Here is a 22,014-nt window from a genome sequence, read left to right on the forward strand (position 1 = left end):
GAGTCAGTGCAGCGGTGTATGATGGCATAGTTAACATGGAGGGATGAGAACCATGCTTGGTGCAGTAAGACGCGGATTAATATCATCCAACCGTGTGCTGGAGCGGATCATGCCGCTGCTAACACCCGCAGCCATCGTAGTTGGCGTGCTTAATGAGGTGTCCCTGCTTCCTTTAACGTGGCTGGTGCCTTGGATCTTCGCCGGTATGACGCTGATCGGCAGTTTGAAATCGAATTTCCGGGATCTGCTAGCCGTGCTGGTCAAGCCGCAGAAGCTGATTATTCTGCTGGTTATCCTGCACGTTGTAATGCCGCTGATCGGCTGGCTGGCCGCGATGCTGTTCTTCCCGGGCGATCCTTATACGGTTACAGGGTATGTGCTGCTGTTCGCGATTCCAACCGGGGTGGTCAGTGTAGTCTGGGTATCCATGCATGGCGGGAATATTGCGCTTACGCTGGCTCTGATCCTGATTGATACGCTGTTATCGCCATTGATTGTACCGGCTACCTTATATGTCCTGATGGGGGCAAGCGTACAGATGGACGCCGGTGAGATGATGCGGGGCCTGCTCTGGATGGTGGTGCTCCCCTCCGTAGCGGGAATGCTGCTGAATCAATTCAGCAAAGGCAAGATCAGTGCTGCCTGCGGGCCACCGCTGGCCCCGTTCGTCAAGGTGGGCTTGTTCACGGTGGTGTCAATCAACGGTGCCAGCATTGCCCGGTACCTGAAGCATCCGGACGGCAAGCTCGTTCTAATTATCGCGGTTACCTTCGTTACGGTTGCGCTCGGCTATGTTATTGGAGCATTCGTCTCGCGCCGCCTCCATTATGACCATGAGAGCTCCGTGGCCGTGCAGTTCAACTCCGGCATGCGTAATCTCAGTGCAGGCGCAGTATTGGCTGTTAGCTACTTCCCGCCTGCCGTGGCGCTGCCTGTGATCTCCGGTATGCTGTTCCAGCAGATTCTGGCTGCCTGTACCGGCATGTTCATCCGCAGCAGGGTGAGACGGCGGCAGCAGGCTGATCTGCTGGCTGACGGGCTCGTCGCTCCAGCTTCATCCGACATTCGCAGATCTCTTACTAAATAGAATGTGTGTATATGAACCCGCTTTTCCTGTTTATGCCGTAGTCTGCGGCGGTACCGGAGGGCGGGTTTTGTAGTGTTTGGAATGAAATGTAATTTTCATGCTGTCATTCGACAAAAAGTGATAATATTTCTGAAAATAATACAAGGAATATTCATTATTTTCGAGGGAAATCCGATAATAATTGTAATAAAGTAAGCTATTTGGCTGATTAGAAGCTAGAGGATAAGAAAAGGGTGGAAGGAAGTAGAAATCATGAAGATTCGTATGAAGCTATCGGTTATGATGATTGTCGTTACACTTATTTCTACAGCACTAATGGGGATCTTTACGTACACTAAATCCACGGGCACCATCATGAATCTGACCGAATCTTCCATGGAACAGGCTAACACCAACAAAGCGCAGACCATTGCCGCCATGATTGATAAAGAGAAGCGGAGTATGCAGCTGGTTGCCGGGGACAGCGAGATTGTGCAGCTTCTGACCCAGGCTGGTAATAACGGCTTGAGCGGCGGGAATCCCCTGCAGAGTCAAGTGAATGTGAAGCTTCAGGGTCTTGTGAAGGATGCAGGCAACCTGGAGCATATGTTTGTGGTTGATCTGAAGGGAACGGCGGTAGCGGACAGCGATACCAAGCTGGTCGGCGCCAACTTCAGCGATAGAAATTATACGAAGAATGTCTTGAAGACCGGGATGCCTGTAATCAGCGAGACGCTGAAGTCTAAGTCAACAGGGGCTTTTATTCTGGCTTTTGTCCATCCGGTGATGAGTGGGGAGAAGATGGTCGGATTCGTCGCTTCGGCAGTCAGGGCGGACAGTCTGGTGACTTATCTGGCAGATGCCAAGGTGGCGGGTGCGCCTTCCTCTTATGCTTACTTGGTGGATGAAACGGGGAATACGCTGTATCACCCCAACGAGAAGAAGATAGGTTCACTGGTGGAGAACGAGTCGATCAAAGCCGTGGTCGAGCGGGTGAAGGCGGGGGAGAGCGTTGCGGATGGCATTGTGGAATATACCTTCAATGGGGCCAAGAAAAAAGCGGCCTACACCGTGCTCCCGGAGACGAAATGGACCTTGGTGCTGAGCGGAGATGTGGACGAGGTGCTGCAGCCGGTGAACGAGATGACGAACTTCATTATGCTGCTCGGTCTGGGAAGCCTGCTGCTCACCCTGCTGATTGGGACTACAGTGGCTACCCGGATCTCCTCACCGATCATCAAGCTCACGGAGCTGGTGAACCGCACGGCAGAGCTGGATCTCAAGTATGATAATCAATATGAATATTTGACTAAAAATAAAGACGAGACAGGAACTATCGCCAAGGCTATGTTCCGTACCCGTGCGGCGCTGCGTGAGATGGCGGGCAGTCTGATTGCAATCTCCTCCAAGGTGCTGGATAATGCCGAGACGCTGGAGAAGCTGTCGAACGAGGTCAGAGAGAATGCGCATGATAATTCAGCCACGGCAGAAGAGCTGTCCGCAGGGATGGAGGAGACGGCGGCTTCTACCGAGGAGATGACGGCGGCCATTCACGAGACCCTGAGTAATGTCAGAGTGATCAGCGCTAAGGTAAAAGAAGGCTCCGGGGTATCGGGCCAAATTACGCAGCGGGCCCTGGAGCTTCAGCATGATGCAGTGACGTCCACAGAGAACGCGAAACAGATCTACAGCTCTGTCCGCAGTGAGATGCAGCAGGCCATTGAGCAGTCAGAAGCGATCCACGAGATCAACGTATTGGCCGATACGATTCTCTCTATTACAAGCCAGACCAACCTTCTGGCCCTGAATGCAGCGATTGAAGCCGCGCGGGCAGGCGAGGCGGGCCGGGGCTTCGCCGTGGTGGCCGGGGAGATCCGCAAGCTGGCAGAGAAGTCCTCCGAGACGGCCTCAGGCATTCAAGAGGTTGTGCGGAATGTGTATGCCTCCGTGGAGCAGATGACCCGGCATTCCGAGGCCGTGCTGAGCTTCATCGACCGCAATGTGCTGGGCGATTATGAGCGCCTGACCGAGGTCAGCCAGCAGTACAATGATGATGCTTCCACGATTAACGGGCTGATGAACCAGTTCGAGGCGGCGGCCGATCACCTGAACGAGACCGTCTCCAGCATCGCCATCGCTGTCAATGAGGTGGCGGCTACCGTGAACGAGGGAGCCATCGGGGTGCAGGATATCGCCGAGAAGACGGCAGATATTGTGGAGAAGACCTTCCATGAAGCCACAATGGCCGACGAGAATACGCAGAGCGCGAAGGAAATGCAGCAGCTGGTTGAGAAATTCAAAATCTAAAATTCGTTTCAGCAGATCTTTATCTGGGCTTCATCTGTTTTTAAGCTTGAGGGGGTATAGTACTCACATACCCCCCTTTAATATAACTTTTGGCCCCGCCGGACGCTGGCGGGGTCCCTTTTTTTTGAAAGACCGGAGACTGGTATGCTATAGTCAATATAAGCTATGTTAGATACTGGAAGGAGGACGCATCATGACAAGATTAATGCTCAGCTCTACGCAAAGTCTATGGATCAACAGACAGCGGTTATTGTGTAGAGCGGATAGCTATTCTCCGCTGCAACGTTTGGCCGGATAAGGTTCTGTGCTATAGACTTTGCTGCCTTGATAAGTTGAATAACTTAAGAGGAGCGGAGCTATATGAAATATGTAAATGCAGACCTGGTATTACCGCAGCAGCTGCTGCAGGAGGTTCAAAAATATATGCAGGGCGGGATGCTCTATATCCCTAAGCCCCAGGGACAGCGCAAGCGGTGGGGGGAGAATTCAGGCGGCAGATCCTACTTAAGCGCCCGGAACCAGTCCATTCGTGAGCATTATGCCAGCGGACTAAGCGTAACCGAGCTGGCGGAGCAATTCTGCCTGTCGGGCGACAGCATCAAGAAGATTGTGTATGGAAGCAAGCAGAGAGGATAGAGGTCTTAGGGCGCGCAACCTTAAGGCCTATGATGTTCACCCCGAGAGCTGGCTTCGATTGCATTATGTACACTAGATTCCTCTAAAACCCCTCGAAAAATAGCATCTGCTGCACTCTGTACAGTAGAATTTTGCACAGGCGGAATTTTGGAGCATAAATGCAGAAATCTAGTGTATGAAATACAATCGCAGCGTTCATAGACAAGCGCCCACGCCTGGCACTCAAGCTGATCCACACTTAACAAAGAAGGCTGTCCCAAGAAGTCGTGTCATGACTCTTGGAGCAGCCTTTTCTTTTTGTGCAAAAGTCAGGTTATACCTGTCTATTATCTATGTCCGCCGCCTCCGCCGACCCTATAATGAATGTAGACATTCATAGGAGGAGACAGGCAGATGACAATAGAAACAGCAACAAGAAATATAGTATTCCGGGCGCTCAAGGCATACGAATTAGTTTGGACAAAAATTGAATATATAAAGGAATCCGATAGTATCACGTTCAAGATAGAGACGGAAAACAAGCAGAAGCTGCTGCTGCGGATTCATGGCGGACGGTGCAGCCGGGAGGAGATTCTGTCGGAGCTGGAATGGCTCAGACATCTCAGTCAGACAGCAGACCTGATTGTTCCTGAAGGGCTGCCCGATTCAAGCGGCAGTTATATTCTGGAGACTAGAAGTGAAGCTGGCAGTGAAGCACAGCCACTAAACTATGTTACCCTCATGCGCTGGGTCGAAGGGGAGCATTCAGAGGGCAATCTGCTGGATGAGCAGCTCTACGCTGTAGGCGTTATGCTGGCCGGGATACATGAAGCGGGCAAACAGTTTGTTCCCTCTGGAGAGTTCACCCGTCCGGTATGGGGAGCAGACAGCTTTCGTAAGGAGTGGGACAAGCTGGAGAAGCACCATGAACTTATGGTCCCGGAAGCTTGGTGGAAGCTTTATCAGGCGGCTGCCGTGAAGATCCCGGGTGAACTCAATGCTATGGCGCCGGACCCCGGTAACTATGGTCTGATTCACGGTGATCTGCACGGCGGGAATGTGGTGTTCGCTGCAGGCAAGCCGCGTACCATCGATTTCGGCCGCTGCGGCTACGGCTTCTACCTCTATGATCTGGCAGCTGCTCTGCTGGAGCTGTCCCCGGAGCAGCGCAGGAGCCTGATCGGGGGCTATAGCAGCGTCCGTGCGCTGGAGCCGGATTACGAACGGAAGCTGGAATGCTTCTTCATTATGATCATGATCGGGAACTACAGCCACCACATCTCTAATCCAGACGAACTCCCCAGCTTGAGGGAGGAGCAGACGTATGCACTGGCCTATCTTAGAGAGTATCTGGCGGACTCCAGGTTTCTGTTCGATAGAATTCAGCCCATCGAAATCAACTGAACCGCCTCCGCCGCTGTAACCAGTTCCTCGCTCCCCAGCTCCATATCCTTCAGCCGCAGCTTCTGCACTGCGGCTTCGCTCTCTCCGACCATGATCACGTAGCGGATGCCTTTGGCTGAAGCTGCGGCCAGCGTTTTTTTGAGCCTGCGCGAGCCGGAGTCCACCGTGGTCCGGATACCGGCGGAACGCAGGCTAGCTGCTGCCGCCAGCGCCTGCGGCATATATCCTCCGATCGGAACAATCAGCACGCTGGAACGGTCTGCCATATCTGCCGGGCGCTCACCCAGCAGGGCCATGATCGACTCCATACCGAAGGAGATGCCGACGGTAGGGTATTCTATATCATCACGCCCCACCAACTTGCCGATGATGGCATCATATCTGCCTCCACCGCCCAGACTGGACGTATAACTGCCTGTGGCATCGAAGATTTCGTAGACTGTCCCTGTGTAGAACGACAGCCCGCGTGACAAAAAAGGATCGAAGACGCACACATCCGCAAGTCCAACCGCATCAATCAGCTGCTGCAAGGCAAGCACTTCGAGCGTGCCCGGCTGCTCTTCCAGCTTATATCGTTCTACCAGTTCTGCGAATCCCGGGTTCTCCAGCTCCAGCAGCTCCGAGATCAAGGTAATCGTCTCAGCGGTCAGATTCTTGTCCGTCAGCTCGACCAGCACCCCGCCGCTGCCGATCTTAGCCAGCTTGTCGAGGGTCAGCATCACGGAGAGCTGCTCCTGCTGCGGAACACCGACTGCACCCAGAATCTCGCCGAGGAAGCGGCGGTTGTTCCACTTCAGCATCACTGGAATTTCCAGTCTGCGGAACACCTCTGCGGCGAGCTGCATCAGCTCTACTTCCGCCTGCGGTCCGGCAATACCGACGACATCGGCGTCACATTGCAGGAATTCGCGCAGTCGGCCTTTTTTGACCGGACCATCCCGGAACACCTTACCGATCTCATACCGGCGGTAGGGGAATTCAATTCCAGGGTTTAAGGCAATCACCTTGGCAAAAGGAATCGTCAGATCGTACCGCAGCCCCAGCCTGCGTCCGCCCTGATCGGCCAGCTGGTACATTTCGCGCAGAATCTCATCGCCTCCGGCGTATTTGGAGGTCAGCAGCTCCAGCTCATTCAGCAGGGTCGTCTCCATCGGCTCGAAGCCGTACAGCTCGAACAGCTCCTGCAGCGTAGTCCGAACCTTCTGGCGGATGGCTTGTTCCCGGCCGAAGTAATCATAAGTTCCTTTAATATTTTGCATCCTAAGCAGCCCCCTTGAATATGAATTCGGTGAAAATAAAAAACGCGCCGGACCTCATGGTCCTGCGCGCTTATCTATGCCGCAGGGAGGTCAAACGCGAAATGCGTTAGCCCGCCCTGAATCAATTCAGGTGTGCTAACGCTGCTTGTGATGATGAAGTTGATTCGTTATGATGGACAAGCGGTTCATGTGAATCAATTCCTTTCCATCTGGATTACAGCACATTATAGCGGATCAGGAGCAGCGGCGCAAGACCTGCATTATTTATCACGAAGGAGCAAACCTAATGAATGATACACAGCTGATCACAGCAGCGGAGAATTTCGCCAAAGAACAATTAGGAAGGGACACCACTGGACATGACTGGTTTCATACCAATCGGGTGCGGAATACGGCAGCCCTGATTGCCGGAATGGAAGGGGCGAATGTGGTGATCTGTTCGATAGCCGCCCTGCTGCATGATGTAGCAGACGAGAAGCTGAATCCTTCCAAGGAGGCGGGGCTGCTCAAGGTGAGTGACTGGCTGGACAGACATCTGCCGGATGAAGCTGCTCGTAAGCATATTATGGAGATTATTGCCACGATGTCCTTCAGCGGCGGCGGGGGCGAGCCCATGTCAACGCTGGAAGGGCAGGTGGTCCAGGATGCGGACCGTTTGGATGCGCTGGGGGCTATCGGCATTACGCGGACCATGGTCTTTTCGGGAGCCAAGGGCCGTCCGGTCTATGATCCGCAGCTCCCTCCGCGTGACGAATCGCTGCAGAAGGAATACCGGGACTATTCCAAGGGGACAGCGGTCAACCATTTTTATGAGAAGCTGCTGAAGCTGAAGGATCTGATGAACACCGCTTACGGCAGGCAGCTTGCAGAGGAGCGGCATCAGTTCATGCTTAGTTTTTTGGAGCAATTCTATAAGGAATGGAATCAAGGGGCAGAGTAGCTGTTATAATGAAGGTATGCGCAAGATGGATGGAACGCGGGAGATCCCGCCTGAACCGGAACAATCGGCATAGAAGAGGTAGAATATAATATGAGTGAAGTACAAGTACAGTTTAGTGATTATGGTCTGGATGAGGAGATTATCCGTGCGCTGGAGGTTCTGAAGTACACGGACCCTACAGAGGTGCAGCGGAAGGTTATTCCGGTGGCGCTGAAGGCGCAGGATTTGATCGTCAAGTCCCAGACCGGCAGCGGCAAAACCGCAGCATTCGCCATCCCGCTCTGCGAGCTGGCCGATTGGGCGGAGAACAAACCCCAGGCGCTGGTGCTGACCCCCACCCGGGAGCTGGCCCAGCAGGTACGAGAAGATATTACGAACATCGGGCGCTTCAAGCGGATCAAGGCGGTAGCGCTGTTCGGCAAGCAGCCGTTCGCCCCGCAGAAGCTGGAGCTGACCCAGAAGACACATGTCGTTGTAGGCACGCCGGGCCGTGTATTCGATCATATTGAGCGCGGTACGCTGAACCTGAGCCGCATTCAATATCTGGTGATCGACGAAGCGGACGAAATGCTCAGCATGGGCTTCATCGAGCAGATCGAGAAGATTATTAAGCAGTTGCCCAAGGAACGTGTAACGATGCTGTTCTCGGCGACACTGCCGGATGTGATCAAGAATCTGTGCCGGAAGTATATGACGGACCCGGTGGACATTGAGATTGAAGCCAGCGGAATTACGACAGCATCGATTGAGCATGCACTGATTGAGGTTGTACAAGCTGCCAAGTTCGGGTTGCTAAGCGATCTGCTGACGGTGGAGAACCCGGATAGCTGTATTATTTTTTGCCGGACCCAGGAGCAGGTGAACGCCCTCTTCCGCGGGATGGCTGACCTCGAATATCCGGTGGACAAGATCCACGGCGGCATGGAGCAGGACGAGCGGTTCGAGGTAATGAATGCCTTCAAGCGCGGCCAGTTCCGTTATCTGATCGCCACCGACGTTGCAGCCAGAGGAATTGATATCGAGAACATCACCCATGTCTTTAACTACGATATCCCGCTGGAAAAAGAGAGCTACGTCCACCGCACCGGCCGCACCGCGCGCGCAGGCAAAAGCGGCAAAGCGATCACCTTCGTGACTCCAAACGAACACAAATGGGTCAGAGAAATCGAAGGCTATATCGGCTTCAGCCTGCCCGTCATGAAGGCTCCTTCAGACGATGCCGTGGCCTATGCCAAACCGGCCTTCGACCAGAAGTTGGGCAAGCAGCAGGTCCGCAAAGCGGGCAAAACCGAGGTCATGAACCAGGACATCATGAAGCTGTATTTCAATGGCGGCAAGAAAAAGAAGCTCCGCGCGGTGGACTTTGTCGGCACCATTGCGAAGCTTGAGGGCATTACGGCTGAGGACATCGGGATCATCACGATTCAGGATAATGTGACCTACGTCGATATTCTGAACGGTAAGGGACCGCTTGTACTCCAGACGATGAAGGAGACCACGGTCAAGGGCAAGCTGCTGAAATGTCATATTGCCAAGAAATAAGCCGGAGCTGCTGCTATTGCAGCCGGGTATCGAACGCTGTCACACTGGGTAACAAGGCCGGGGTGACAGCGTTTTTTTGAAATAGTGATGTATGATACAATAATATGAACTCTTTTTAAAGGATGGGCTTCTAATGAAGAAAGCAGACAAGTCAGCCTCCTAAATTCAGTTTACACAAACATTTAGGAGGCATAGCCAATGATTTTTAATCTGATTGATAGGGATAACTGGAAGAGACAAGAGATCTTTAATCATTATCTGAACCAGGGTACGACCTTTAGCCTGACAGCAGAAATCGAGATTAGCGTTTTATACCGAATAATAAAACAACAAGAATATAAGCTGTATCCTGCCCTTCTATTCTTAATGACCCGTGTGGTCAACTCCAATATTGCGTTCAGAATGGGATACAATTGTACGGGGGAATTAGGGTATTGGGACAAGGTAGACCCGCTGTATACAATTGCCGACAGTGTCTCAGAATCCTTTTCGGCGATTTGGACGGCGGGCACGAATGATTTCAAAGCGTTCCATGTTGCTTATGTTTCTGATGTGGAGAATTATAAGGATTCCGGGAGATTGTTCCCTAAGACACCTATACCTGAGCATACCTTTTCTGTATCTATGATTCCGTGGACTTCCTTTACGGGATTTAACCTGAATATCAGCAATAACGGGAATTACCTTCTGCCCATTATTACCGCAGGTAAATTCACGACCACAGGCGATTCAATATACCTGCCACTGTCGTTGCAAGTCCATCATGCAGTCTGTGACGGCTATCATGCAGGATGGTTCATGAACGAGGTCCAGGCCATGGCAGATCGTGCTGAGGAATGGATTGACGGAGGTTGTTAATTTGGCTAAATTACAAGACTATTATAAGAATGATAAATCTTTGAATATAGAATTTGTCTATCGTGATAAGAGACCTGATCAGGGCTGTAAGTTTATCGTTACAATTACAGAGAATAGAAGCATCGTTGTGAGTGAAGTAGGGTGGACGGATTTTACATTAAATAAATTTGTTGAGATGCTTAATAATTTCCCGATGGATTTATATAATGGTTATTTTTCGCATTATGACGAATCCTTTGAGTGGAAATGGATAGAACAATCCGATCATGAACAGTTGTTTCTAATCACCGTTTTTACTGCGGGCGATGAATTTTCTTACACCAGCAGTATTCAAGAGATTAGAGCCCTTGGTGCAGCGATCCTTGAGGAAATTAATTATGCACCACATTTTGATTCAAAATAAAGAAACCTTCCGGTATACGGCTTAAGCCGCATTTCGGAAGGTTTTTAATTTGAGTCCGTATCAATAGAAATGTCTACGCATTATACTGCGCCTGATACAAGCGGCTATAAGTGCCTCCGGCATTCACCAGCTCCTCGTGGCGGCCTTCCTCGGAGATGCCGTCCTCGCTTACAACAACGATCCGGTCAGCGTTCTTGATCGTCGTCAGGCGGTGGGCAATGACCAGCGTGGTACGGCCCACAGACAGATCGGCCAGCGACTGCTGGATCGCCGCTTCAGTCTCGGTATCAAGCGCCGAGGTAGCCTCATCCAGAATGAGAATCGGCGGATTCTTCAGGAACATCCGGGCAATCGCCAGGCGCTGCTTCTGTCCGCCGGACAATTTCACGCCGCGTTCGCCGATTACAGTCTCCATCCCATTCGGGAGGCTGTTAATCAGCTCTTCCAGGTGAGCCTGGCGGGCCGCCTGCCAGATGTCCTCCAGCCCCGCATCCAGCCGGCCGTAGGCAATATTCTCTCGGATCGTGCCGGAGAAGAGGAACACATCCTGCTGCACGATTCCGATCTGCTTGCGCAGCGAGCTGAGCTTCATATCACGGATGTCGATCCCATCGATGGAGATTGCGCCGCCGGTCACATCGTAGAACCGGGGGAGCAGGCTGCAGATGGTTGTTTTACCTGCACCGGAAGGGCCAACGAATGCGATGGTCTCCCCGGCGTTAACCTCCAGGCTAATATCCTCCAGTACCTTCCGGTTCGCTTCATAGCCGAAGCTGACATGGCTGAAGGAGATATCCCCGCGAAGCGAATCCACCTCTACCGCATCCGGCTTGTCAGCGATGTCCGGTTCAGTGTCGATGACTTCAAGATAACGTTTGAATCCGGCAATCCCCTTCGGATAACTCTCAATAACCGCATTGATCTTCTCAATCGGCCGGAAGAAGACATTAGACAGAAGAATGAAAGCGACAAATTCCCCGATTTCCAGCTCTCCTTTGATGAAGAACCACGCCCCGCAGACCATCACGACAATGGTGATCAGACGGGTCATCATATAGCTGACCGACGAGCTTTTGGCCATCAGCTTATAGGCCATTAGCTTGGTCTCACGGAACTTCTGGTTGTCCACAGCGAACAGCTCTTTCTCGAATTCTTCATTGGCAAAAGACTGGACCACGCGGATTCCGCCGACATTGTCTTCAATCCGGGCATTGAAGTTCCCTACATTGCCGAATAGACGGTGATAGGTTTCAGTCATGCTGCGCCCGAAGTGGATAATGACCCAGGCCATAATCGGCACGATGATGAACGTAATTACGGCCAGCTGGAGATTGATATCGGCCATCAGTATAAATGCGCCGACCAGCGTCATGACCGCAATGAACACATCCTCCGGCCCGTGATGCGCAACTTCCCCGATATCATTCAGGTCATTGGTAATTCTGCCAAGCAGATGACCGGTTTTGTTATTGTCGAAGAACCGGAAGCTGAGCTTCTGGATATGATCGAACATTTTTTTGCGCATATTGGTTTCAATATTAATGCCCAGCATATGCCCCCAATAGGTAACCACATAGTTCATGGCTGTGTTAAGTGCATAGATCCCGAGCAGAACCACGCAGGCAATCAGAATCAGGGGCCAATCCTGACCCGGCAGCAGATCATCAATGAATTTATTGACAGCCACCGGAAAAGCAAGCTCCAGCAGACCCGCACCCACCGCACAGGTGAAATCAAGGATAAACAGCTTCTTGTAGGGACGGTAATAGGAGAAAAAACGACGCAGCATCTCTTGTTCACTCTTTTCTATAATATGTTATGTATCTGGTTACTGAGAGTGATTCTCAATTAAACCTTCTGCTTAGGATACTAAAGATGGTTACATGTTTTGTCAACGGTGAGAATCGTAAAAATTGAAATATACTGCGGAATTGATTGCCGTTTAACCCAAACCAAGATCGTAATTTATACATATTTTAACAGTATCCAGGCATAAAGGAGGAGTTAACATGGGCGAAAATGTTGGAGGATACGGCGGAGTTTTCACTTCCACTGGCGCAATCCTGGTTCTGTTCATCCTGCTCGTAATCATCACGAAATCCTTCTGTCTCTAATTTTGTTCACCTGCCGCTGGTCGCTTGACCGGCGGTTTTTTTAAGAATTCGGGCCCCCGCAAAGTGCCTGAATTATCTTTGAAGCTAAATCCCCACTTTGTGGGGTTATATTCTGGCCCCGGGAGACTGCTCCGGCAAGCGATATGATATAATGAAATAATGCGCCTTGGATGAAGGGCGTAATACATATAGCGGCTATTCCCTGACAAGCTCCGGGCTTGACGGGTGTTTTGCTGCGACCTGGAGGTACCACATGAAGCTCGGCCGTGAAAATAACAAGAGGACAAGCCCGGCCTTGTCCTCATCTGCTGCGGATGTCCGCAGCAGATGGATGCTCGTCACCGGAATCATCTGTGTGGCCGCTGCCCTGCGCGCCCCGTTCACTTCCGTCGGACCGCTGCTGGAGATGATCCGGGATGACCTGGGGTTGTCTAATACTCTAGCGGGGGCGATTACGACTTTGCCTTTACTGGCTTTTGCTCTACTGTCACCCTTCGCGCCGCGGCTAGCCCGCAAGCTGGGACTGCCCAATATCCTGGTGCTGGCCATGCTCACACTGTCCATGGGAATTCTGGTCCGTTCGGCTTCCGGCACGGTAACCTTCTTCGCAGGTACGGCCATGATCGGTTTGTCGATTGCCGTCTGTAATGTGCTGCTGCCGGGACTGATCAAGGGGAAATTCCCGCACCGCATCGGTCTGATGACCGGAATCTACACCGTGTCTATGAACATATGTGCAGCGGCTGCCTCGGGGCTGAGTGTTCCCTTGGCCACCCGTGCGGGGCTGGGGTGGAGAGGGACGCTGGCGCTCTGGTTCATGATTGCTGCACTGGCTACGATCTTCTGGATTCCGCAGCTGAAGAGTCTGGGCACGGGACAGGCAGGCACTGTATCCTCATCAGCGGCACGGGTCTGGCGCTCTCCGCTCGCCTGGCAGGTTACGCTGTTCATGGGACTGCAATCCCTGCTCTATTATGTGCTGATCGCCTGGTTCTCAGTGATCCTCGGAGAGCGGGGGATGTCTGCCGGCCATGCCGGCTGGATCCTCTCGCTGATGCAGCTGGCCCAGCTGCCGTTCACATTCTTCGTGCCGCTCTGGGCCGGAAGGATGAAGAACCAGCGGCTGCCGGTGGTGATTACTTCTGTTCTGTTTATCACCGGTATCCTTGGCGTCTGGCTGGGCAGTACCGCACTAATGGCGTTATGGGCTATCTGCATTGGGATTGCCGGGGGCTTCGCCTTCGGTCTGGCAATGATGTTCTTCAGCCTGCGCACCCGGACTACGCAGGAGGCCAGCGAGCTGTCCGGCATGGCCCAATCGGCAGGTTATCTGCTCGCCGCGATGGGTCCTGCGCTGTTCGGCCTGCTGCATGATGCTGCGGGGAGCTGGAATGTACCGCTTGCGCTGCTTGCTGTAGCCAGTGTGTTGCTATTCGCAGCCGGTATGGGGGCCGGACGCGACAAATATATCTAATTGTTGAAGTCAATGATTAGATTACATACTGCTTTAACAATCGGGTGTTATATTGAGTGTGCCTCAGCTTGTATGTGTGATTATATCTGGTGAACTCTGGACCCTGCCTGCTGGCAGGGTCATTTTTTTGAAATATAAGAATTTATATTTTGCACATGATAAATTATCCTTCTATTTCTCGCTGAAACGGTACCGTCCTTTAAAAGGACGGCAAAGCCGTTTCTACTTGTTGACCGTTAGATTTCTTGACAAAAAAGAGCTTGCAATTCCCCAAAAAAGAGAGTATATTCTTAATTACGGTGATTGAATCACTGAACTACATAATATGCGGTCATGGCGGAATTGGCAGACGCGCTGGCTTCAGGTGCCAGTGATAGCAATATCGTGGAGGTTCGAGTCCTCTTGACCGCATCCGCATTACTCAATAGCCCTTCTTCGGAAGGGCTATTTTTTGCGTTTCTACTCCAGTTGACGGGGAAGAGACTTATTTCCCAGAAGCGATGCAAAGGAATGCCGAAACAGGTGTAACGTAAGAGTGCTACAGAGGCATATGGACCCAATGTATGCCAAAAACAGCATACATAATGCTCACATGCAGGTACGTGGCCGGAATGTATGCGGAAAAAAGCATACATTATGCTCGCAAGCAGGCACCTGGGCCAAATGTTTGGATTTCCATGCTGCTCATGTTTCATGCTATATGCCGCCAGAAAGCAGAGTGGATGGAGGCGCGTAAAGTACTGCCTACACGTGGCAGGAGGTACCGGCATCATTCACCCGTTGGGGTGATTTTATTTTTTCACGGACAAACTGTAACCTTTTGCCTTACTTGAACGAATAAGCAGTAGACGGCTGGGCAGGAGAGGAGGCGTGTGAGACGAACGGGAGCGAAAGGGACCGGGGAGAAGGTCTTGTGGCAGTGGACCAGGAGACGGCGGATGAGGCGGCGGCTTCTCGGCTGGATGAAGAGGCGGTGCTAATCAGGTTCACGGAAGGGAACCGGGACGCGTTTGAATGGCTGGTCCGGCAATACCGGGAGCCGGCTGTGCGGTTTGCGTACCACTTGACCGGGGATTATCATACCGCCGAGGATCTGGCGCAGGACTGCTTCGCCTATCTGCTGGTGTACCCGGAGAAATATGATTACCGGGCATCCTTCAAAACCTATCTGTTTACCATCCTCCGCAACAAGAGCATAGACTCGGTCCGTAAGCGTGCAAGGCAGCAAAGCTTACCGTATACGGCGGAGAGCAGCAGCGTACATAACCCGGATGAGGGAAATCCTGAACAGCTGGCCATCATCCGGGAAGAGGATGTAGAATGGCGCAGGAGATTGCATCAGATGAAGCCCGATTACGGGCAGGCGGTCTATCTGGTGGATGTGGGACAGATGTCTTATGAACAGGCGGCCGCAGTGATGGGCCGGAATCAAATGAGCTTCAAGGTACTGCTGCACCGGGCGCGCAAGAAGCTGAGGCAGATCTATGAGAAGGAGGAGTGGGATTGTGAAGTCAACGGAACAGGAGCAGTTATTTCTGGATGAGGTCTACCGCAAGGCCCGGCTGCTGGAATACGACAAGCGTGAAGCGCAGAAAGTGCTGTATAACCGCAGAGTGCTGGCCAGACGCAAGATTCTGACAGTCTCATGCTTCACAATCGTTACAGCCGTATTCGCCCTGATGATTTGGATCGGCAAGGTGGATCGGGAGCTTTGTGTTGCGCTGTCGCTCCTTCTGATTACAGCAGGTCTGCTGATCGAGAAGCTTGAATTGCTGTGGAGTCTGGAGAACGACAGTTGAACGGGAGTTGCAGGAAAGGGAGAGAACTGAAATGGAGCTAATCATTAATCATTTGACCAAGACTTATGGAAGCAAGGCAGCCCTGCAGGATATCAGCTTTCGGGTAGGCGAGGGTATTCACGGCCTGCTGGGGCCGAACGGGGCCGGCAAAACTACGCTGATGCGGCTGCTAGCCACTCTGCTGACGCCCAGTTCAGGAACGGTAGAGATAGGCGGGGTACCCTTGCAGGATAAAGCCCGGGTGCGCGAGCTGGTCGGTTATCTGCCGCAGGAGTTCGCCTTCTATCCCGGTATGACCGTCTATGAGGCTATGGATTATCTTGCGCTGCTGTCCGGGATAGGCGGCCGTTCCGGGCGGAAGCGGAGAATAGATGATCTGCTGGAGCAAGTGAACCTTACGGAGCAGCGCCGGACGAAGGTCAAGGCGCTGTCCGGCGGGATGAAGCGGCGGCTGGGCGTGGCCCAGGCCATGGTGCATGAGCCGAAGCTGCTGATTGTCGATGAGCCGACAGCGGGGCTGGACCCCGAGGAGCGCATCCGCTTCCGGCGGCTGCTGGGACGGTTCGCGGAAGGGCGGATTGTCCTCCTGTCCACGCATGTCGTTGAAGATGTGGAGTCCACCTGCGAGCAAATGACTGTACTGCAGAAGGGGAGTCTGCGGTATCACGGCAGAATAGGCGATCTCACCGCCGCTGCGGCCGGCCGTGTCTGGATCGCCGAGTTGGACCGGACGCAGTGGGAGCGGGACCGCGACCGCTTCCCGGTACTGTCGGCCGTGCCGGAGGGCGCAGGCATGCGGGTCCGGGTGCTGGCCGGGGAGCAGCCCTTTGCCGGGGCGCAGCAGACTGCACCGTCCATCGAAGATGCATACCTGCACCTGATGCGCAGGGAGGAATCCTACGTATGATGGCATTGATTGGCAAGGAGATGCGCATGACCCTGCGCAGTCTGGTATTCTATCTGTTTGTAATTGCCAGCGTATTCTTCTATTTCACTTCTTATGCTACGGAGGAGACCTGGGGAGAGCTCGGTCCTCCTGTAATAAATACTCCGCAGAATATGGGGACTGCGGAACAGCCTTATTACGGCTGGGCTACTCCGGGGGATACCCGCAGCTTGGCTGAACAGATGAAAATTCATATGCAGCGGGATCTGAATGCGGGAGCCGGTGAGAAGCTCAGGCTGGGCTTCCCGATGGAAGTAGAGCTGGATGCCGGAGAGAAGGCGGCCTTGACCGCTGCCATCTCACAGCTGGATAAGATCCTGAAGGACCCCGGCCAATATACGATGGATGAGGCTTACCAGATCGCTGAGGCATTGAACAGTAAATTGGGCGGAAACAGCATGTACCAACAAGGACTGGGTGGTTACAGCTATGCTATAACGTCTGTAGACGAAGCAATGAAGGTACAGGATGCACAGCTTGCGGACTACCATGCCAAGGTAGACGCAGGGGAGCTGCTGCCTGGAGCCGCACGCTATTTCAGTGACTATCTGTCGTTGCCGGCAGGGATCTTCCCGGTTTTTCTGTCCGCGTTCCTGCTGCTGCGGGACCGCTCCAGCCGGATGAATGAATTGATCTACAGCCGCAGGGTCTCTCCGTGGGTGTATGTCGGGTCAAAGTTTATCGCCCAAGGAATCATGCTCTCTGTGGTCTACCTCATTCTGGCTGTCATCGGGGGCTGGCAGACGGTGGATACGCTTGGGCTTACAGGTCAGACGGGGCAGGCCATTAGGATCTTTCTCAGCTATACGGCCTGGTGGCTGCTGCCCACCTTGTGGATCTCGGTCGCCTTCGGGATGTTCGGCTCCATGCTGTTCCGCCGGGGCATTGTGCCTATCGCCTTGCAGATCATCTGGTGGTTCGTATCCGTACTGCCGCTTATGGGCTCCTATGGGCTGAATCGGCTGTTCATCCGCTTCAATTCGCCGAATGACTATAATCTGTACCGAGGCTGGGCAGATGAGATTGCCCTTAACCGCAGCTTTTACCTGCTGCTGGCAATTCTTCTGACCGCCGGGGCAGCCTGGCTCTGGGAGCGAAACCGCAGCCGTCTGGATTCTGCCCAGTCACTTGGCAGGAAGAAGACGAAGCGGACTCCGGCGGTGCCCGCACCGGGGGCGCTGAGATGAGCAGGCAGATCATCGCTCCGCTCGCCCGTTACAACCTCAAGCTGACAGTGCATTATTCCTGGTTGCTGTCAGCGGTACTTTTGGCAGCCGTACCGGTATTCATAGACCCTGTATTAATGGACAGGCTCCAGGTTGCGAAACTGGGAGAATTCCTCGTCAGCCTGCTGGGACTGATAGTCTATCCGCATCTAGGTCTGTTGGAGGATGGCGGCATCCAGGAGGTGCTTTATGCCAAGCGGGTACGTCATCTTCCGTTATTTCTGTTCCGCTGGGTGCTTACCGCCCTCTATATCTTCCTTGCTGTTGCTGCTTTGTTCATCTGGGTACATGGAAGCGGCGCAGATTTCGAGCTATGGCCGATGGTGGGAGGGACGGCAATTACCGCCATTGTGATGGGGTCAGCCGGTCTGACAGCCACACTTCTGGCCGGTAATCTCTCGGCTGGATATATTGCCGGATTCTCCTGGTATCTGCTGGATTTCACCACCAAGGGAAGACTGACCGGGCCCTTTTACCTGTTCGGCCTGCTTAAGGAACCATGGGATAACGGCAAGTGGCTGCTTGCCGGTCTATCGCTGACACTGGTACTCTTCTGTGCCTTCTGGCTGCCGCGCAGGAGACTGGACTAACCTATAACCACCGCCTTGACGTCATGCAAGTGACCAGGGCGGTTTTTTTGAAAATATAAGACTTTATATGTTGCACACGATAAAGTATCCTTCTATTTCTCGCTGAAACGATACCGTCCTTAAAAGGACGGCAAAGCCGTTTCCACTTGTAGAATTTATATGTTTTGGGGTCCCCGCAAAGTACCTGAGTCATCACCTGCGCTAAAGCCCCACTTTGTGGGGTTATTTTGTGTGTGAATATGCACCGTTTCCAGCGGCAGCTTGTCCTGCACACCATCATTAGCGGGACTTTAGGTCTGGAGCATAAATTCCGAATAAAAGGTATAATGTTACTAAATTATGTCCCCCATTTTCTCAGAGGAGGCTCTAGCTTTGTCCGACACACTATTTAAGCACTTGTACATGCGGTCCTCAATAGGATATGCGGCAGTATCCATTACGGATGGAACTATGCTCATGGCCAACCCTGCGCTTTGCGGGATGTTGGGATACACCGAGACCGAACTCAAGGAGCTGCGTTATCAGGATATCGTCTTTCCGGATGAAGGGTATACCCTGGATCACGGGCAGATTATGAATGATTTAATAAGCAGTCCCGATATGGCTGTAGATACCGAAAAGCGGTTCGTACATAAGAATGGCGAGATGCTCTGGGTTGCCCTGCATCTTTTTCTGATCATTGATGAACAGACGGGAAGTCCATCCCATCTGGTTGCGGAGATGACGGATATTACCGCGCGCAAGATCGCGGAGAAGAAGATAGAGGAGGACCACCAGCTCTACGAGCTGGTTACGGAGCACACTCCGGATATGATTTCATTCTCCGATCCTGACGGGACGCTGCGCTACGTCTCCCCGTCAGTCGAAACGCTGCTCGGCTATCCGGCAAGCGGCATGATCGGCCGCAACAAAACGGAATATTACCATGAAGCGGATGCGCTGGAAATGACTGAGCCGGGGAAGCTCTACTCTGACAGTGACACCTTCACACGCAGGGTCAGGCATAGGGACGGCCATTATCTTTGGATTGAAAGCTCCCTTCAGGTGGTGCGGAACCGTGAAGGCGAAGTACGGCAGATCCTGACGATTGCCCGTGACATCACCGAGCGGAAGAAGGTTGAAGATATGCTGGCTGCCGCGCAGGAGCTTGGACAAATGGGCTCCTGGGAGTGGAATTCCATCTATGAGCAGCTGATCGTCTCCGGCCAGCTGATGGCTATCTTTGAATTAGGCGGGAATTGCGGAAATCATACCGTGGTCCATTATACTCAGTTGCTTGACTGTGTAGTGCCGGAGGACCTGGACAGATTGCGTGAAGAGCTGCATTATACGCTGAAGTCCGGGGCTAAGGGCGAGGCGATTTTCAGAGTGAAGGGTAGTGAGGATCGTAAGTCTCTCTACGCACACTGGGAAGTGATCCTGGATGCCTCCGGCAAGGTTCAGCAGATCCGCGGTATGGTGCAGGATGTGACCGAGCGTGAACGGATGGAGGAGCAGCTGCGTGAGAGCGAGAACCGCTACAAGTCGCTTTTCGAATACAATCCGTCTGCCATCAGTGCCATGGATCTGCAGGGGTACATTCAGTCAATGAACGCCAGTCTGGAGCAGCTGACTGGATACAGCAGGGAGACCCTAATACATTCCAGTTACTGTGAGATTATTGAAGAGGATGAGCTGGAGCATGTGAATATGCGGTTTCTGGCGGCAGCCGGAGGCATGGCCCAGACCTTCGATACCCGGGTGATCCGTCACGACGGCGAGCGGGTGGAGGTGGGGATGATTTATGTCCCTATGCTGATTGATCATGAAGTGGTCGGCGTATTCGCCATTACCAGTGATATTACAGAGCCTAAGCGGTATCTGGAGCAGATTGAGAAGCTTAGCTATGAGCATGCGCTGATCCTGAACTCTGTGTCGGAGGGGATTTTTGGCATGAATCTGGAGGGGGAGACCGTATTTATTAATCCCGCTGCCTCTGTCATGCTCGGGTATAATCCGGGGGAGCTGGCCGGTAATATCAAGCTGCATACGATCGCGCAGACCTGGATGGATGGTGAGCTGTATCCCGGGGGACACCGGACGCTGGCGGAGCTGCTCAAGACCAAGCTCTCTTATGAGCAGGAGCAGGAAGGGATTTTCTGGCGTCAGGACGGCTCCAGCTTCCTGGTCAAATACCGGATGACGGCACTATATGATAACGGAGAGCATAAAGGGGCGGTGGTGGTCTTCCGGGATATCACCGAGGAGAAGGCTGTGGAGCGTGCCAAGGAATCTGCGGAGAAGGCTGACCGGGCCAAGTCGGAGTTCCTGGCGATTATGAGCCATGAGCTGCGTACACCGATGAATGGAATTATCGGGATGGCGGATCTTCTGTCGGGAACAGAGCTTACGGAGGAACAGCAGTATTACACCCAGATTATTAATAAAAGCGGCGCCGCGCTCGTACATATTCTTAACGAGGTGCTGGATTTCAGTAAAATTGAATCCGGCATGATGACGCTGGATCTCCAGCCGGTCGATATCCGGCAGGTTGTTCAGAACGTCTGTGAGCTATTCTATCCGCGTATCCAGGAGAAAGGGCTGATTCTGCGCAGCCATATTGAGCCGGATATTCCGGCTGTTGTCATCACCGACGAAACCAGGCTGAGGCAGGTGCTGGTGAATCTCGTCGGCAATGCGGTCAAGTTCACGGAAGAAGGCGAGGTCGGCGTCTGTGTGAAGCTGGAGGCTGCCGGGGAGCCGGGCTCGCTGATTCTGAGGTTCACGGTAACTGATACCGGAATAGGCATTCCGCAGGGCAGCCAGAACCTGTTATTCCAGTCCTTTTCCCAGCTGGACCCTTCGATCAACCGTAAGTACGGCGGGACGGGACTGGGGCTGGCGATCAGTAAGAAGCTGGTCGAGCTGCTGGACGGAGCTATCGGTGTGAATAGCGTCGAAGGGGAGGGCTCGGAATTCTACTTTACCATCGGCGTGATGTATTCGGTGGAGGAGCCGGGCCAAGCGCTGCTGGCAGGAGTTGCTGCCACTCAGGAGTATAAGGGCGGGATCTTCAACCTGGATCATCCCGAGGGCCAGTACGGACCGTTGTCTATCCTAGTCGCAGAGGATCATCAGGTGAATCAGCAGATCCTGCAGACTTTTCTCAAAAAGCGCGGCTACTCCTCAGACCTGGCAGTGAACGGGGAACAGGCGGTAGAAGCTGTACGTTCCCGGCATTATGATCTGGTGTTCATGGATATTCAGATGCCGGGCATGGACGGAATTGAAGCGACCCGGCAGATCCGCGAGGCGATGGGGCTGTCTCCGGTTATTATTGCCGCCACGGCCTTTGCACGTAAGGAAGATGAAGAGATGTGCCTCCGGGCAGGGATGCAGGACTTTATCCCCAAGCCAATCCGTGGGGAAGAGCTGGACAGAGTGCTGAGGGAATGGTCGGGCAGCATCCGTAGGTAGTCTTGTAATATAGAA

Annotated in this window: 18 protein-coding genes and 1 tRNA gene; 17 read left to right on the top strand and 2 right to left on the bottom strand. The window is 53.0% G+C overall.

What is annotated here, in order from left to right; all coding sequences use genetic code 11:
- The first annotated feature begins 43 nt into the window (after window positions 1–43).
- The 4 genes from NYE24_RS31860 (at window position 44) to NYE24_RS31875 (ending at window position 5,392) form a co-directional block, all read left to right on the top strand.
- Window positions 44–1,087: a bile acid:sodium symporter family protein gene (locus tag NYE24_RS31860; RefSeq protein WP_342477558.1), complete on the top strand. Its 1,044-nt coding sequence runs from the start codon at window positions 44–46 to the stop codon at window positions 1,085–1,087.
- Window positions 1,088–1,339: 252 nt separating this feature from the next.
- Window positions 1,340–3,373, top strand: a complete 2,034-nt coding sequence (locus NYE24_RS31865; protein ID WP_342477559.1) for a methyl-accepting chemotaxis protein — start codon at window positions 1,340–1,342, stop codon at window positions 3,371–3,373.
- Between the two features lie 360 nt (window positions 3,374–3,733).
- Window positions 3,734–4,009, top strand: a complete 276-nt coding sequence (locus tag NYE24_RS31870) for a CD3324 family protein (protein ID WP_036702318.1) — start codon at window positions 3,734–3,736, stop codon at window positions 4,007–4,009.
- Window positions 4,010–4,402: 393 nt separating this feature from the next.
- The gene (locus NYE24_RS31875; protein ID WP_341024140.1) at window positions 4,403–5,392 is read left to right on the top strand and encodes a phosphotransferase; all 990 of its coding nucleotides are present in this window, start codon (window positions 4,403–4,405) and stop codon (window positions 5,390–5,392) included.
- On the opposite strand, the gene NYE24_RS31880 is transcribed toward NYE24_RS31875, so the two are convergent.
- On the bottom strand, window positions 5,371–6,651 hold the full coding sequence (locus tag NYE24_RS31880; protein WP_342477560.1) for a histidine--tRNA ligase: 1,281 nt from the start codon (window positions 6,649–6,651) through the stop codon (window positions 5,371–5,373). The genes NYE24_RS31875 and NYE24_RS31880 overlap by 22 nt on opposite strands.
- 286 nt (window positions 6,652–6,937) lie before the next feature.
- Here NYE24_RS31880 and NYE24_RS31885 point away from each other — a divergent pair, with 286 nt between their 5' ends.
- The 4 genes from NYE24_RS31885 to NYE24_RS31900 all read left to right on the top strand — a co-directional run bounded on the left by NYE24_RS31885 (window position 6,938) and on the right by NYE24_RS31900 (window position 10,394).
- Window positions 6,938–7,591, top strand: coding sequence for an HD domain-containing protein (locus tag NYE24_RS31885; protein WP_341024143.1), 654 nt, complete (start codon window positions 6,938–6,940; stop codon window positions 7,589–7,591).
- A gap of 90 nt (window positions 7,592–7,681) precedes the next feature.
- On the top strand, window positions 7,682–9,133 hold the full coding sequence (locus NYE24_RS31890) for a DEAD/DEAH box helicase (RefSeq protein WP_076157753.1): 1,452 nt from the start codon (window positions 7,682–7,684) through the stop codon (window positions 9,131–9,133).
- Window positions 9,134–9,331: 198 nt separating this feature from the next.
- On the top strand, window positions 9,332–9,991 hold the full coding sequence (catA, locus tag NYE24_RS31895; protein WP_036702310.1) for a type A chloramphenicol O-acetyltransferase: 660 nt from the start codon (window positions 9,332–9,334) through the stop codon (window positions 9,989–9,991).
- A 1-nt stretch (window position 9,992) separates the two neighbouring features.
- Window positions 9,993–10,394 (top strand): hypothetical protein, encoded by a 402-nt coding sequence (locus NYE24_RS31900; protein ID WP_342477561.1) that lies wholly within the window; start codon window positions 9,993–9,995, stop codon window positions 10,392–10,394.
- Window positions 10,395–10,467: 73 nt separating this feature from the next.
- Here the strand turns inward: NYE24_RS31900 and NYE24_RS31905 are convergent, their stop codons facing one another.
- A complete protein-coding gene (locus tag NYE24_RS31905) occupies window positions 10,468–12,183 on the bottom strand; it encodes an ABC transporter ATP-binding protein (RefSeq protein ID WP_342477562.1) in 1,716 nt (571 codons plus the stop codon).
- Between the two features lie 220 nt (window positions 12,184–12,403).
- On the opposite strand from NYE24_RS31905, the gene NYE24_RS31910 reads away from it, so the two are divergent.
- From NYE24_RS31910 to NYE24_RS31950, 9 genes are all read left to right on the top strand, one after another.
- Window positions 12,404–12,508: a YjcZ family sporulation protein gene (locus NYE24_RS31910; protein ID WP_218639650.1), complete on the top strand. Its 105-nt coding sequence runs from the start codon at window positions 12,404–12,406 to the stop codon at window positions 12,506–12,508.
- Between the two features lie 253 nt (window positions 12,509–12,761).
- Window positions 12,762–13,982: an MFS transporter gene (locus NYE24_RS31915; protein ID WP_076157743.1), complete on the top strand. Its 1,221-nt coding sequence runs from the start codon at window positions 12,762–12,764 to the stop codon at window positions 13,980–13,982.
- A gap of 327 nt (window positions 13,983–14,309) precedes the next feature.
- A tRNA-Leu gene (locus NYE24_RS31920) sits at window positions 14,310–14,393 on the top strand.
- Window positions 14,394–14,895: 502 nt separating this feature from the next.
- Entirely contained in the window at window positions 14,896–15,525 is a 630-nt protein-coding gene (locus NYE24_RS31925; protein ID WP_342477563.1) for an RNA polymerase sigma factor, read from the top strand.
- Window positions 15,488–15,781 (top strand): hypothetical protein, encoded by a 294-nt coding sequence (locus NYE24_RS31930; protein WP_341186740.1) that lies wholly within the window; start codon window positions 15,488–15,490, stop codon window positions 15,779–15,781. The genes NYE24_RS31925 and NYE24_RS31930 overlap by 38 nt, the downstream gene beginning before the upstream one ends.
- 31 nt (window positions 15,782–15,812) lie before the next feature.
- Window positions 15,813–16,688 (top strand): ABC transporter ATP-binding protein, encoded by an 876-nt coding sequence (locus tag NYE24_RS31935; RefSeq protein ID WP_342477564.1) that lies wholly within the window; start codon window positions 15,813–15,815, stop codon window positions 16,686–16,688.
- Window positions 16,685–17,914 (top strand): ABC transporter permease, encoded by a 1,230-nt coding sequence (locus NYE24_RS31940; protein WP_342477565.1) that lies wholly within the window; start codon window positions 16,685–16,687, stop codon window positions 17,912–17,914. Before NYE24_RS31935 ends, NYE24_RS31940 begins: the two co-directional genes overlap by 4 nt.
- A complete protein-coding gene (locus NYE24_RS31945; RefSeq protein WP_342477566.1) occupies window positions 17,911–18,543 on the top strand; it encodes a hypothetical protein in 633 nt (210 codons plus the stop codon). The genes NYE24_RS31940 and NYE24_RS31945 overlap by 4 nt, the downstream gene beginning before the upstream one ends.
- 372 nt (window positions 18,544–18,915) lie before the next feature.
- On the top strand, window positions 18,916–21,999 hold the full coding sequence (locus tag NYE24_RS31950; protein ID WP_342477567.1) for a PAS domain S-box protein: 3,084 nt from the start codon (window positions 18,916–18,918) through the stop codon (window positions 21,997–21,999).
- The last annotated feature ends 15 nt before the right edge of the window (window positions 22,000–22,014 follow it).

It is taken from the genome of Paenibacillus sp. FSL H7-0350, from assembly GCF_038593195.1.
Taxonomy (GTDB): Bacteria; Bacillota; Bacilli; order Paenibacillales; family Paenibacillaceae; genus Paenibacillus_AQ.